Below are 11,478 nucleotides of genomic sequence, written 5' to 3' on the forward strand. Positions count from 1 at the left end.
ATGCGGCAAACCCCTCAGTGCCGGGTCGCGTACTCGGGGACCGTGTGCATCGGGGGGCGTTCGAGGGCGGTGACGGGGTGGGTGTGGGCGGTGAAGCCCCGGGTGTCCGGGTCGCGGGTGAACTGGGTGAGCAGGGGGTGGACGAGATCGGCGGAGGCCTTGAGCCGGTGGGTGCGGTCGAGGCGTTCCAGGGCGGTGCGGTAGATGGTGGCGGCCATCCGGCCGAGGGCCTGGCCGTCCTGGTGGCGGTGGTGCCGGACGCCGACGTCGACCTGGGCCAGGGCGTCCAGCCCTACCAGCTCCAACGCGTCGACCAGCAGGCCGAGTTCGACGCCGTAGCCGGTGGGGAACGGCAGCCGTTCGAGCAGTGAGCGGCGGGCCGCGTACTCGCCGCCGAGCGGCTGGACGAAACCGGCGAGTTCCGGCCAGTGCAGGTTGAGCAGCGGGCGGGCGACGAGTTCGGTGACCCGGCCGCCGCCGGCCGGGACGACGGCGCCGGAGTCCGTCTCCAGCGGGCGGTCGTACATCGCCTTGACCAGCTGGATGTCCGGTTCGGTGAGCAGCGGGCCGAGGATCCCGGAGACGAACGCGGGGTCGAACTCGCGCAGGTCGGCGTCGACGAAGCAGACGATGCTGCCGCGGGTGACCAGGAGGGAGCGCCAGAGCACCTCGCCCTTGCCGGGGACGGCGGGCAGCCGGGGGAGGACGGCGTCGCGGTGCTCCACCCGGGCGCCGGCCTCGGCGGCGACGGCGGCGGTGGCGTCGCTGGAGCCGGAGTCGACCACCACGAGCTCGTCGACCAGTGGGACGCGTTCCATCAGTTCGCGCCGGACGGTGCGGACGATGTCGCCGACGGTGGCCTCCTCGTCGAGCGCGGGGAGGACGACGCTGACCGTCTGGCCGGTGCGCTCCTTGGCCCGCAGGAGGGTGCTGACCGGCCGGTCGGCCGCGCTCCACGAGCGGCGGCGGAGCCAGGACGCCACCGGCGGGAGGAGTGCGGGAGTCGGTTCGGCGGGCACGTGAATCTCCTCGGCGGGGTCGGGTGGGACGCGTCATCTCGCGTGGCGGACAGTCCCTTTCGGGTTTGCCGCCTTCGGATACAGTCTTCGTACAGCGGTCGGACCATTGCACGCCGGGGTCGCCGCCCACGCACCACCACAATTTCACAAGCTCATCCAGAGGGACTGAGGGAACGGCCCGTTGACGTCCCGGCAACCTTCTCGCGCGGCTGTCGTCGACAGGCCCCGGCGGGACAGGTGCCAATTCCGGCCTGTGGCGCGACCGCGCCGCGGGGAAGATGAGGAGAGAGGCCTCCGCCATCATGGCTATCGACACTGCCGTACCCTCCCCCAGCCTTCGGCCGGAGGGACCCCCACCCGTGGACCTCGGCCCCGCCGCGGCGCTGTCCTGTCGGGAGTGCGGCACCCGCTTCCCGCTCGGTCCGAGCTTCGCCTGCCTGGAGTGCTTCGGGCCGCTGGAGATCGCGTACGACTTCGGCTGCGCCGCCGCCGAGGAGCTGCGCAAGCGGATCGAGGCCGGGCCCGCCTCCATCTGGCGTTACGCGCCGCTGCTGCCGGTGCCGGCCGACGTGGCCTCCAAGCCCAACCTGAACCCCGGCTGGACCCCGCTGGTGAAGGCCGACAACCTGGCCAAGGAGCTCGGTTTCACGGCGCCGCTGCACGTCAAGGACGACTCGGGGAACCCGACGCACTCGTTCAAGGACCGCGTGGTGGCCTGCGCGATCGAGGCGGCCCGGGCGTTCGGCTACACCACGCTGTCCTGCTCGTCGACCGGCAACCTGGCCGGCGCGGTGGGTGCGGCGGCGGCCCGGGCCGGCTTCCGCTCGTGCGTGTTCATCCCGCACGACCTGGAGCAGGGCAAGGTCGTGATGGCCGGTGTGTACGGTGGCGAGCTGGTCGGCATCGAGGGCAACTACGACGACGTGAACCGCTTCTGCTCGGAGCTGATCGGGGATCCGGCCGGCGAGGGCTGGGGCTTCGTGAACGTCAACCTGCGGCCGTACTACGGCGAGGGCTCGAAGACGCTGGCGTACGAGATCTGCGAGCAGCTCGGCTGGCGGCTTCCGGAGCAGATCGTCATCCCGGTCGCCTCGGGCTCGCAGCTGACCAAGATCGACAAGGGCCTGCAGGAGCTGATCAAGCTCGGCCTGGTCGAGAACCGGCCGTACCGGATCTTCGGTGCCCAGGCCGAGGGCTGCTCGCCGGTGTCGACCGCCTTCAAGGACGGCCGGGACGTGATCAGGCCGGTGAAGCCGGACACCATCGCCAAGTCGCTGGCGATCGGCAACCCGGCGGACGGCCCGTACGTGCTGGACATCGCCCGCCGCACCGGCGGTGCCGTCGAGGACGTGACGGACGCGGAGGTCGTGGAGGCGATCCGGCTGCTGGCCCGTACCGAGGGCATCTTCGCCGAGACCGCGGGTGGCGTGACCGTGGGCGTGCTGAAGAAGTTGGTCGAGAGCGGGCAGCTGGACCCGGCCAAGGAGACCGTCGCGATCAACACCGGCGACGGCCTGAAGACGCTGGACGCCGTCTCCGACGCCGGGATGACCGCCGTCATCCGCCCCACCCTGGCGTCCTTCCGCGACGCCGGCCTCGCGTCCGCCTGAACCACCTCGACAGGAGAGCCATGAGCGCCAACGTCCGCATCCCCACCATCCTGCGCACCTACACCGGCGGCGCCGCCGAGGTGACCGCCGAGGGCGCCACCCTGGGCGAGGTGATCGCCGACCTGGAGAAGAACCACGCGGGCATCGCCGCGCGCGTCCTGGACGACACCGGCAAGCTGCGCCGTTTCGTCAATGTCTACGTGAACGACGACGACGTGCGCTTCGCCGAGGGCCTGGCGACCGAGATCAAGGACGGCGCCAGCGTCTCGATCATTCCGGCGGTGGCCGGCGGCTGCTGAGTCCGGCACGGGGCCGAAAAGGCCCTTGACCGGCCGTTCGCGCGTACGGAATTCCGTTCTCCGTGCGCGCGGGCGGCCGGTCGCATTTCGGCGGGAATATTTCCGCCCCGAGTGGGAGTAGAGTGTGCCTCGGCTGGGAACCGGGGGTTCCCCCCACGATTCGCCGGGCGGGTCGGCCCGGGTCGGGGCCGTGAAACATGTCAGGCAGATGTCAGAATTCCGGCAGCGTTCTGGGGTAATTCGTCCGCTCTGTCCGGCGCGAAATTCCGATTTCCTCCCGATTTGTTCGAAGTTGTCCCTCGGTTGGCCGGTGGAATTCCCGGCCGTTGGCCCTGTTGCAGAGGGCGTCGATCCGGATACATTCAGCCGCGGTCGCCGTAATCACCGCGCCCGGTGTTCCGGGGTGGGGGTAGCGGCGTCCACGGCTGCGCCCAGGGGGGGTTCCCCGGGCCGGCCTCCAGATCCGGGCCCGCTACCTGCGGGCGCGTGAAGGGCCAGCACAGCACTAGGGGAGTTCGGAATGGCTCAGGGCACCGTCAAGTGGTTCAACGCGGAGAAGGGCTACGGCTTCATCGCGGTCGACGGTGGTGCGGACGTCTTCGTCCACTACAGCGCGATCCAGATGGACGGCTACCGCACCCTCGAGGAGGGCCAGCGGGTCGAGTTCGAGATCTCTCAGGGACAGAAGGGCCCGCAGGCGGACATGGTTCGCGCTGCGGCGGAGGGCTGATCCCTTCCGACCCCCAGGAGCTCGGCACGGCCCACGGCTGGTGACCACCCGCTTCTCGACGGGCCCGTACGACACGCGTCGTACGGGCCCGTTGGCGTGTCCGCGGGGGTGGCGCGGCGGCCGGGTCGACGGCTCGCGGGCTTGTCGATTGGGCTTGCACTCGACCACCCGGAGTGCTAATCATTGGCGTTAGCACTCACAGTGTGAGAGTGACAGCGGACCGGGTCGGTGAGGCCCCCGGGAGCGGCAGGGGAATGGACCTCCGCACACCAGGGCCGTCCGTCGCGGGCACCCCTTGGTCCGAGCAGTCGACCGTGTCCCGGAGGACCACTTCTGATGGCCAAGATCATCGCCTTTGATGAGGAAGCTCGCCGCGGCCTTGAGCGTGGCATGAACCAGCTCGCCGACGCGGTCAAGGTGACGCTCGGCCCCAAGGGCCGCAACGTCGTGCTGGAGAAGAAGTGGGGCGCCCCCACGATCACCAACGACGGTGTCTCCATCGCCAAGGAGATCGAGCTCGAGGACCCCTACGAGAAGATCGGCGCGGAGCTCGTCAAGGAGGTCGCCAAGAAGACGGACGACGTCGCGGGTGACGGCACCACCACCGCCACCGTGCTCGCCCAGGCCCTGGTTCGCGAGGGTCTGCGCAACGTCGCCGCCGGCGCCAACCCGATGGCCCTGAAGCGCGGCATCGAGAAGGCCGTCGCCGCCGTCTCGGACCAGCTGCTGGCCCAGGCCAAGGACGTGGAGACCAAGGAGCAGATCGCCTCCACCGCCTCCATCTCGGCCGCCGACACCCAGATCGGCGAGCTCATCGCCGAGGCCATGGACAAGGTCGGCAAGGAAGGCGTCATCACCGTCGAGGAGAGCAACACCTTCGGTCTGGAGCTTGAGCTCACCGAGGGCATGCGCTTCGACAAGGGCTACATCTCCGCCTACTTCGCGACCGACCTGGAGCGCATGGAGGCGACCTTCGAGGACCCGTACATCCTCATCGCCAACTCCAAGATCGGCTCGGTCAAGGACCTGCTCCCGCTGCTGGAGAAGGTCATGCAGAGCGGCAAGCCGCTCGTCATCATCGCCGAGGACGTCGAGGGCGAGGCCCTGTCGACCCTGGTCGTGAACAAGATCCGCGGCACCTTCAAGTCCGTCGCCGTCAAGGCCCCGGGCTTCGGCGACCGCCGCAAGGCCATGCTCGGCGACATCGCCATCCTCACCGGTGGCACCGTGATCTCCGAGGAGGTCGGCCTCAAGCTGGAGAACGCCGGTCTCGACCTGCTGGGCACCGCCCGCAAGGTGGTCATCACCAAGGACGAGACGACCATCGTCGACGGTGGCGGCGACAGCGAGCAGGTCGCGGGCCGCGTGAACCAGATCCGCGCCGAGATCGAGAACAGCGACTCGGACTACGACCGCGAGAAGCTCCAGGAGCGCCTCGCCAAGCTGGCCGGCGGCGTGGCCGTCATCAAGGCCGGCGCGGCCACCGAGGTGGAGCTCAAGGAGCGCAAGCACCGCATCGAGGACGCCGTCCGCAACGCGAAGGCCGCCGTCGAGGAGGGCATCGTCGCCGGTGGTGGCGTCGCGCTGCTGCAGGCCGGTGTCGCCTTCGACAAGCTGGAGCTGGACGGCGACGAGGCCACCGGTGCCAACATCGTCAAGGTCGCGCTGGAGGCCCCGATCAAGCAGATCGCGACCAACGCCGGCCTGGAGGGTGGCGTCGTGGTGGAGAAGGTGCGCAACCTCCCCGCCGGTCACGGCCTGAACGCCGCCACCAACGAGTACGTCGACCTGGTCGCCGCCGGCATCATCGACCCGGCCAAGGTCACCCGCTCCGCGCTGCAGAACGCCGCCTCCATCGCGGCGCTGTTCCTCACCACCGAGGCCGTCATCGCCGACAAGCCGGAGAAGGCCGCCGCGGCCGCCGGCGGCGGCATGCCGGGCGGTGACATGGACTTCTGATCCTGATCGGTTTCCCGATCGGATCGGCTGATCCTCGTCCGCGTGGGCGGTTCCCTTCGGGGAGCCGCCCACGCGGCGTTTCCGGCCGTCTCGGCGTCGGGCGGACAATGGACGGATGGCTTCCGACGACATCGAGACCGCCCTGCACCACGCGCGGGCGCAGATCCTGGCCGACCTCACCGCGCGGGACGTGGCGGACGCCGCCGTCGTCTCGCTGGTGGAGCAGGCCGTCACCCACCGGCGCTGGTGGCTGGAGCAGTGGCCGGCCGGCACCGAGTACGTGCTCGGGCTGGTCGCCCAGGACGTCCAGGACGCGCTGCTGGAGGCGTACGGGCGGTGGCCGCTGTGCACCGACTGCGCGGACGACGGCGACCCGCATGCGCTCGGCGTCGAGCCGGAGCTGGGCCCCGAGCCGCACTGGGTGTGCGGCAAGCGGGGCGCGGTGGTGGCCCCCGTGGGGGAACTCGGTTAGAGCGCTTCGAGTTCGGCCGTCAGGTTGGCGCGGGCGGCCGCCGTGAAGCGGGCGTGGGCGGCCGGGGTGCGGAACAGCGCCGGGAGCGCCAGCAGGTGGCGCAGCACGGCGGCCCGGCCGGCCCGGAAGTCCGGCTCGGGGACGAAGCCGTACTCCTCGCGGACGGCGGCCGCGTAGGTGGCGTACGCCTTGGGGGAGCCGCCGAGGACGGCGAGGTCGGCGTCGCACAGCACCTCGCCGTCGCGGTCGCCGGGGGCCGGGTCGTGGGTGACGGTGAGCAGGACCAGCCGCTCGACCTCGGCGACGCGCCCGGCGGGCAGGCCGGCGGCGGTCAGCGCGCGGTGGGCGAGGGCGGCGCTGCGCTCCTCGTTCTCGCTGCGGTCGGGCCGGTGGACGGCGTCGTGGAACCAGGCGGCGAGGCGGACGGCGTCCGGGTCGGCGGCGTGCCCGGCGAGGTCGTCGACGTGCCGGAGGACCGCGCGCAGGTGATCGGCGGTGTGGTAGCGGCGCTGCGGCTCCGACCAGCGGCGCAGCAGCTCCCGCCCGTACGGCTCGGGGTCGACGGTGGCGGCGCAGCGGTGCAGCAGGGCGGTCCAGGCGGCGAGCAGTTCGTCGGTGGCTGCGGCGGTGGCGGTGGTGATCGGCTGGGGTTCGGCGGTCGGCATGGGCCCATTCTGGCGGGGTCGCAGCACTGGACGGATGTGCCGGTCGACGATATATGTAGTCGTATGACCGAACGCTCCATGCAGGAGCCGACGCTGCTCCTGCTCACCGCACTGGCCGACGCTCCGAGACACGGCTACGCGCTCATCCAGGAGATCGCCGCGATCTCGGACGGCCGGGTGAAGATGCGCACCGGCACCCTGTACGGCGCCCTCGACCGGCTGCTCCAGCAGGGCCTGATCGAGGTCGCCGCGGAGGAGATCGTGGACGGCCGCGCCCGCCGCAGCTACGCGCTGACCGACGCCGGGCGGTCCGCGCTGACCACCGAGGCCGAGCGGCTGCGGGCGGTCGCCACCGAGGCGGAGCGCCGCCTCTCCAAGGTCCGATCGATGCTGCGGGGGAACCCGGGGCCGCAGGGCCGCACCGCGGCCGGGGGGAGTTCCTGATGGCCACGCCGACGATCGGTGCGCCCGCCGCACCCTCGGTCGCCCTGCGGGCCGTGCTCCAGCTGTACCCGGCGGGCTACCGCCGCGAGCGCGGGGAGGAGCTGGCCGCGGTGTTCGCCGACACCACGGCGCAGGCCGGCCGCTCGGCCGTCGCCCGCGAGGTGTTCGACCTGGCGCTGTACGGCCTGCGGGTGCGGATCGGGCTGACCGGCTGCTCGCCGCTCGCCCGGCTGCTGGCGCTGGTCGCCCCGATGATCGCGGGCGCCGTGGTCGGCGCCGCGCTGCTGCCCTGGGTGGCCGACCCGGACGGGACGACCTGGAAGCTGACCTGGGACGACTCGTTCGGCACGTACACGGCCCTGCTCGTCCAGCCGGTGGCCGCCGTGCTGCTCGCGGTGGCGGCGGTGCTCGGCCGGTGGACGGCGGCCCGCGCCAGTGCGCTGCTCCTCGGTGCGATGGCGCTGTTCGACCTGGCGACCTCCTTCGACCAGCCGGTCGTCGACCTGTGGTGGTCCGGGTACGTCGGCATGGCCACCCTGCCGTTCGTGTTCGCCGCGCTGCTGCTGGTCGCCGTGCCGAGCGACCTGCTGCCCCGGCCGAGCCTGCGGGTCGGCGGGCTGGTGCTGGCTTCGGTGGGCGCGGGCGGGCTGCTGGCGGCGGTGCAGGCCTGGGGCGACACCAGCTTCCCGCTGGACCAGCGGTGGTTCGTGGTGATGCTGGTCGCGCCGCTGCTGCTGCTGTTCGCCGCGCTGCGCGGCCGGGTGGCGCCGGCGGCGGTGGGCGTGGCGGTGCTGGCGCTGACCGGGCCGGGCAGCCTGTTCAACATCTGGCGCGAGTCGCGCGGTGTCTCGCACCTGGCGCCGACCGCGCTCCCGCTGGCGGTGCTGCTGGTGCTGGCGGCGCTGGCGGTGCACCGGTACGGCCGGCGGGCCGCCGCGGCCTGACGGGCCGGTGCGGGCGGGGCCCGATCCGGGCGGCGGCGGGGGCTCGCCGGGCCCGGTGCGATGTGGCAGGCTGTCTGATATGTCTAGACCAATTTTCGAAGTCATCGCGCTGACGCCCCAGGACGCCCAGGCCGCCGAGTCGGGCGGCGCCGACCGGCTCGAACTGGTCACCGACATGGCCGCGGACGGGCTCACCCCGTCCGTCGAGGACTTCGCCCGGATCCGGGCCGCCGTCACGATCCCGCTGCGCGTCATGCTCCGCATCCGGGACGGCTTCGCCCCCGGCGACCTGGACGAGCTGCGGGCCCGGGCCGCCGCGCTGCGGGCCGAGGGCGCCGAGGAGTTCGTCCTCGGCTTCCTCGACGCCGCGGGCGGCGTCGACCTGGCCGCCACCGCGGCCGTCGCCGAGGCCGTCGCCGGCTGCCGCTGGACCTTCCACCGGGCGATCGACCACAGCGCCGACCGGGCCGCCCTGCGCGCCGCCGTCGCCGGGCTGCCCGGCCTGGACACCTTCCTCACCTCCGGCGCGGCCGCCGGGGTGGACGCCGGGCGCGAGGTGCTGGCCGCCGAGCTGGCCCGCCGGGGCGAGCCCGGCTACGCCCCGCGGATCCTGATCGGCGGCGGCCTGCGGGCCGAGCACCTGAAGGAGCTGCGGGCGGAGGGCTTCGACGCCTTCCACGTCGGCGGCGCGGTGCGGGCGGACGGCTGGCACACGCCGGTGGACGCGGCCAAGGTCGCCGAGTGGCGGGCGCTGATCGACGCCTGAGCGGATGGGGAAGGGGCCGGTCCTCGGGCCCGGCCCCTTTTCGCGTCAGCGCAGCTGCTCGGGCAGCGGCTCGGCGTGCAGCACCGTCAGGCCGGACACGGCGCGGGTCAGCGCCACGTACAGCCGGCGCAGGCCGGTCCGCTCGTCCGGCTCGCCCGCGATCACCGCGGCCGGCTCGTCCAGCACCACGTAGTCGTACTCCAGACCCTTGGCGAGCGAGGCCGGCACCAGGGTGAGCCGGGCCTGCGCGCTGGTCTCCGTGCCCGGGGACAGGTACGGCAGGCCGGCCGCGGTCAGCGCCTCGGCGAGCAGGGGGATGCGGGCGTCGGCGGCGATCAGGCCGGTCGAGCCCTCGTGCTCCAGGGCCTCCCGGCAGGCGGCCAGGACGGCCGCCGTCCGCTCGTCCTCGGTGATCTGACGGATCGTCAGCGAACCCGGGGCGTCGCGGACGGAGGTGGCCGGGGCCAGGCCCGGGGCGATCGCCGGGAGCAGCCGGGAGGCGTACGCGATGACCTCCTCCGGCACCCGGAAGCCCTTGGTCAGCTCCTCGACGTGCGCCTCCGGCTTACCCAGGTGGCGCAGCGCGTCCGGCCAGCTCGCCGTCGCCCACGGGGTGGTGCCCTGGGCGAGATCGCCGAGGACGGTCGCCGAGCCGGTGGTGCAGCGGCGGCCGACCGCGCGGTACTGCATCGGGGAGAGGTCCTGGGCCTCGTCCAGCACCACGTGCCCGAGCGAGGGGGTGCGCTGCACCAGGTCCGTCGCCTCGTCCACCAGGACGGCGTCGGCCTGCGTCCAGCGGGCGCTCTTCACCGAGCGGCCGGGCTTGGGCCACAGCACCGCCTGCTGCTCCTCGGGGGTGAGCACGCCCTCGGCGCACTCGGCCAGGAACTCCGGTTCGGAGAGCAGCCGTAGCACCAGCTTGGCCGGGTCGACGGCCGGCCAGCACGCCTTGACCACGGCCTTGACCGCGCTGTTGCGGGCCACCGCGTCCTGCACCCGGTCGTCCGGGGCCTCGCCGCCCTGCTCCATCTTCACCAGCACGGCGTGCGAGATGCGCTGCGCCAGGGCGTCCCTGGCGGCGCCGTAGCGGGTCTCGCGGTCCTTCAACTCCTCGATGATCTCGGCCAGTTCGTAGGCCGGGACGCGCCAGCGGCGGGAGCCGCGGACCACCACGCAGGGCTCGGTCGGCAGCGTGATGCCCGCCCGGACGGCCCGGCGCAGCACCTCGGCCATCCGGGCGTCGCCCTTCAGCCGGGCCGCCTCCGGGGTGTCCTCGCCGCGCACCTCGACGTGGCCGACCAGCTGCTGCACGGTGGCCTGGGCGACGTCCAGCTCGCCGAGGGCGGGCAGCACCTGCTCGATGTACGAGAGGAAGGCGTTGTTCGGCCCGATCACCAGGGTGCCGGTGCGGGCCAGGCGCTCGCGGTGCGCGTACAGCAGGTACGCGACGCGGTGCAGGCCGACCGCCGTCTTCCCGGTGCCGGGCGCCCCCTGGACGCAGATGGTGCCCGTCACGTCGGAGCGGACGATCTCGTCCTGCTCGGGCTGGATGGTGGCGACGATGTCGCGCATCGGGCCGACGCGGGGCTTCTCGATCTCGGCGGCGAGCAGGGCGGAGGCGGTGTCCGACTCCTCCGGGTCGGAGAGGTGCTCGTCCTCGTAGGCGGTGAGCTCGCCGCCGGTGTAGCCGAAGCGGCGGCGGCGCTCGACGTCCTGCGGGTCGGTGCGGCTGGCCCGGTAGAACGGCTGGGAGACCGGCGCGCGCCAGTCGATCACCATCGGGTCGCCGTCCGCGTCGTGGACGTGGCGGCGGCCGATGTAGAAGTTCTCCCCTCCTCCGCCCTCGCTGAGTTCCTCGCTGATCGCGTGGAGGTAGTCGAGCCGGCCGAAGAACAGCGGGGTGTCGGAGAGGTCGGCCAGGGCGGCGATCCTGGCCTCGATCTGGTTCTGCAGGATGACGGCGGTGACCCAGGAGCCGGTCACGTCGCGGATGTCGAGCGACTGGACGTCCTCGCGCATCGCTCGCAGCGCGGCCCGGGACGCGGCCAGGTGGTCGCGTTCGCGCTGGAGGGGGTCGGTGGTGGGGGTGGCGGGCACAGCGAACCTTCCCGGCTGCCCCGGTGGCGGGCGCAGCGGATCGATGGAGCTCACGGTGGGGAACAGCCGACCGGTTGCCGTGCGGTCGGCGCCTCCCCCGGCTGCCTGCGGGACTTCAGCAGGTACCACGGTGCGGGAGGGGGCAGACGGACGATCTTAGACCCGTCCGTCTCAGGGTTCCAGCCCCGCAGGTCTCAGGGCCGTCCGTACACCCGGAGGAGGACGGACGCCTCGGTGGATGCGGCCTTTGGAGTGATGCCGTGGGCCGGTCGGGTGCCTACCGTTGAAGACATGAGCAGCCGAAACGAAACCCACCGGACCCCGGCCGGCGCCACCGCCCTCCCGGGCCGCCGCCGCAACCCGCTGAGCACCGCCGTCCGCAACGTCGGGATCGCCCTGGACACCGCCGCGCGCGTGATCTTCCTCGGGCGCGACGGTGTCTACTGATCCGATCCGCTACAGCACCGGTCCGA

The 11,478-nt window shown here is 72.7% G+C and carries 12 protein-coding genes and 1 riboswitch; of the genes, 9 read left to right on the forward strand and 3 right to left on the reverse strand.

Going from position 1 to position 11,478, the window contains the following annotated elements; genetic code table 11:
- Positions 1–14 precede the first annotated feature (14 nt).
- On the reverse strand, positions 15–1,019 hold the full coding sequence (locus tag ACPC54_RS10370; RefSeq protein ID WP_498963338.1) for a glucosyl-3-phosphoglycerate synthase: 1,005 nt from the start codon (positions 1,017–1,019) through the stop codon (positions 15–17).
- Between the two features lie 149 nt (positions 1,020–1,168).
- Positions 1,169–1,304, forward strand: a riboswitch (SAM riboswitch).
- Positions 1,305–1,321: 17 nt separating this feature from the next.
- On the opposite strand from ACPC54_RS10370, the gene thrC reads away from it, so the two are divergent.
- From thrC to ACPC54_RS10395, 5 genes are all read left to right on the forward strand, one after another.
- On the forward strand, positions 1,322–2,629 hold the full coding sequence (thrC, locus tag ACPC54_RS10375) for a threonine synthase (RefSeq protein ID WP_498963340.1): 1,308 nt from the start codon (positions 1,322–1,324) through the stop codon (positions 2,627–2,629).
- A gap of 20 nt (positions 2,630–2,649) precedes the next feature.
- A complete protein-coding gene (locus ACPC54_RS10380) occupies positions 2,650–2,928 on the forward strand; it encodes a ubiquitin-like small modifier protein 1 (RefSeq protein WP_498963342.1) in 279 nt (92 codons plus the stop codon).
- Positions 2,929–3,448: 520 nt separating this feature from the next.
- Positions 3,449–3,658 (forward strand): cold-shock protein, encoded by a 210-nt coding sequence (locus ACPC54_RS10385; RefSeq protein ID WP_498963344.1) that lies wholly within the window; start codon positions 3,449–3,451, stop codon positions 3,656–3,658.
- A gap of 336 nt (positions 3,659–3,994) precedes the next feature.
- Complete coding sequence (gene groL / locus ACPC54_RS10390) at positions 3,995–5,617, forward strand: chaperonin GroEL (protein ID WP_498963346.1); 1,623 nt, start codon at positions 3,995–3,997, stop codon at positions 5,615–5,617.
- 115 nt (positions 5,618–5,732) lie between these two features.
- Positions 5,733–6,089 carry a DUF8819 family protein gene (locus ACPC54_RS10395; protein ID WP_498963348.1) on the forward strand — a complete coding sequence of 119 codons (357 nt, stop codon included), beginning with the start codon at positions 5,733–5,735 and terminating at the stop codon, positions 6,087–6,089.
- Here ACPC54_RS10395 and ACPC54_RS10400 read toward each other — a convergent pair.
- Entirely contained in the window at positions 6,086–6,754 is a 669-nt protein-coding gene (locus tag ACPC54_RS10400) for an HD domain-containing protein (protein ID WP_498963350.1), read from the reverse strand. The genes ACPC54_RS10395 and ACPC54_RS10400 overlap by 4 nt on opposite strands.
- Before the next feature lie 63 nt (positions 6,755–6,817).
- On the opposite strand from ACPC54_RS10400, the gene ACPC54_RS10405 reads away from it, so the two are divergent.
- From ACPC54_RS10405 to ACPC54_RS10415, 3 genes are all read left to right on the forward strand, one after another.
- The gene (locus ACPC54_RS10405; RefSeq protein WP_498963352.1) at positions 6,818–7,198 is read left to right on the forward strand and encodes a PadR family transcriptional regulator; all 381 of its coding nucleotides are present in this window, start codon (positions 6,818–6,820) and stop codon (positions 7,196–7,198) included.
- On the forward strand, positions 7,198–8,142 hold the full coding sequence (locus ACPC54_RS10410) for a hypothetical protein (protein ID WP_498963354.1): 945 nt from the start codon (positions 7,198–7,200) through the stop codon (positions 8,140–8,142). The genes ACPC54_RS10405 and ACPC54_RS10410 overlap by 1 nt, the downstream gene beginning before the upstream one ends.
- A gap of 79 nt (positions 8,143–8,221) precedes the next feature.
- Positions 8,222–8,908, forward strand: a complete 687-nt coding sequence (locus ACPC54_RS10415) for a copper homeostasis protein CutC (protein ID WP_498963356.1) — start codon at positions 8,222–8,224, stop codon at positions 8,906–8,908.
- 45 nt (positions 8,909–8,953) lie between these two features.
- Here the strand turns inward: ACPC54_RS10415 and ACPC54_RS10420 are convergent, their stop codons facing one another.
- On the reverse strand, positions 8,954–11,005 hold the full coding sequence (locus ACPC54_RS10420; RefSeq protein ID WP_498963358.1) for a HelD family protein: 2,052 nt from the start codon (positions 11,003–11,005) through the stop codon (positions 8,954–8,956).
- A gap of 291 nt (positions 11,006–11,296) precedes the next feature.
- Here ACPC54_RS10420 and ACPC54_RS10425 point away from each other — a divergent pair, with 291 nt between their 5' ends.
- Positions 11,297–11,452: a hypothetical protein gene (locus ACPC54_RS10425; RefSeq protein ID WP_498963360.1), complete on the forward strand. Its 156-nt coding sequence runs from the start codon at positions 11,297–11,299 to the stop codon at positions 11,450–11,452.
- Positions 11,453–11,478 lie beyond the last annotated feature (26 nt).

This window comes from Kitasatospora sp. NPDC094028, assembly GCF_049543595.1.
Classification (GTDB): Bacteria; Actinomycetota; Actinomycetes; order Streptomycetales; family Streptomycetaceae; genus Kitasatospora.

What these genes read in the sequence shown, in the direction of transcription:
- ACPC54_RS10415 (WP_498963356.1), top strand. Translation starts at nt 8,222, where the DNA reads ATGTCTAGACCAATTTTCGAAGTCATCGCGCTGACGCCCCAGGACGCC.
- ACPC54_RS10405 (WP_498963352.1), top strand. Translation starts at nt 6,818, where the DNA reads ATGACCGAACGCTCCATGCAGGAGCCGACGCTGCTCCTGCTCACCGCA.
- groL (WP_498963346.1), top strand. Translation starts at nt 3,995, where the DNA reads ATGGCCAAGATCATCGCCTTTGATGAGGAAGCTCGCCGCGGCCTTGAG.
- thrC (WP_498963340.1), top strand. Translation starts at nt 1,322, where the DNA reads ATGGCTATCGACACTGCCGTACCCTCCCCCAGCCTTCGGCCGGAGGGA.
- ACPC54_RS10385 (WP_498963344.1), top strand. Translation starts at nt 3,449, where the DNA reads ATGGCTCAGGGCACCGTCAAGTGGTTCAACGCGGAGAAGGGCTACGGC.
- ACPC54_RS10410 (WP_498963354.1), top strand. Translation starts at nt 7,198, where the DNA reads ATGGCCACGCCGACGATCGGTGCGCCCGCCGCACCCTCGGTCGCCCTG.
- ACPC54_RS10400 (WP_498963350.1), bottom strand. Translation starts at nt 6,754, where the DNA reads ATGCCGACCGCCGAACCCCAGCCGATCACCACCGCCACCGCCGCAGCC.
- ACPC54_RS10380 (WP_498963342.1), top strand. Translation starts at nt 2,650, where the DNA reads ATGAGCGCCAACGTCCGCATCCCCACCATCCTGCGCACCTACACCGGC.
- ACPC54_RS10395 (WP_498963348.1), top strand. Translation starts at nt 5,733, where the DNA reads ATGGCTTCCGACGACATCGAGACCGCCCTGCACCACGCGCGGGCGCAG.
- ACPC54_RS10425 (WP_498963360.1), top strand. Translation starts at nt 11,297, where the DNA reads ATGAGCAGCCGAAACGAAACCCACCGGACCCCGGCCGGCGCCACCGCC.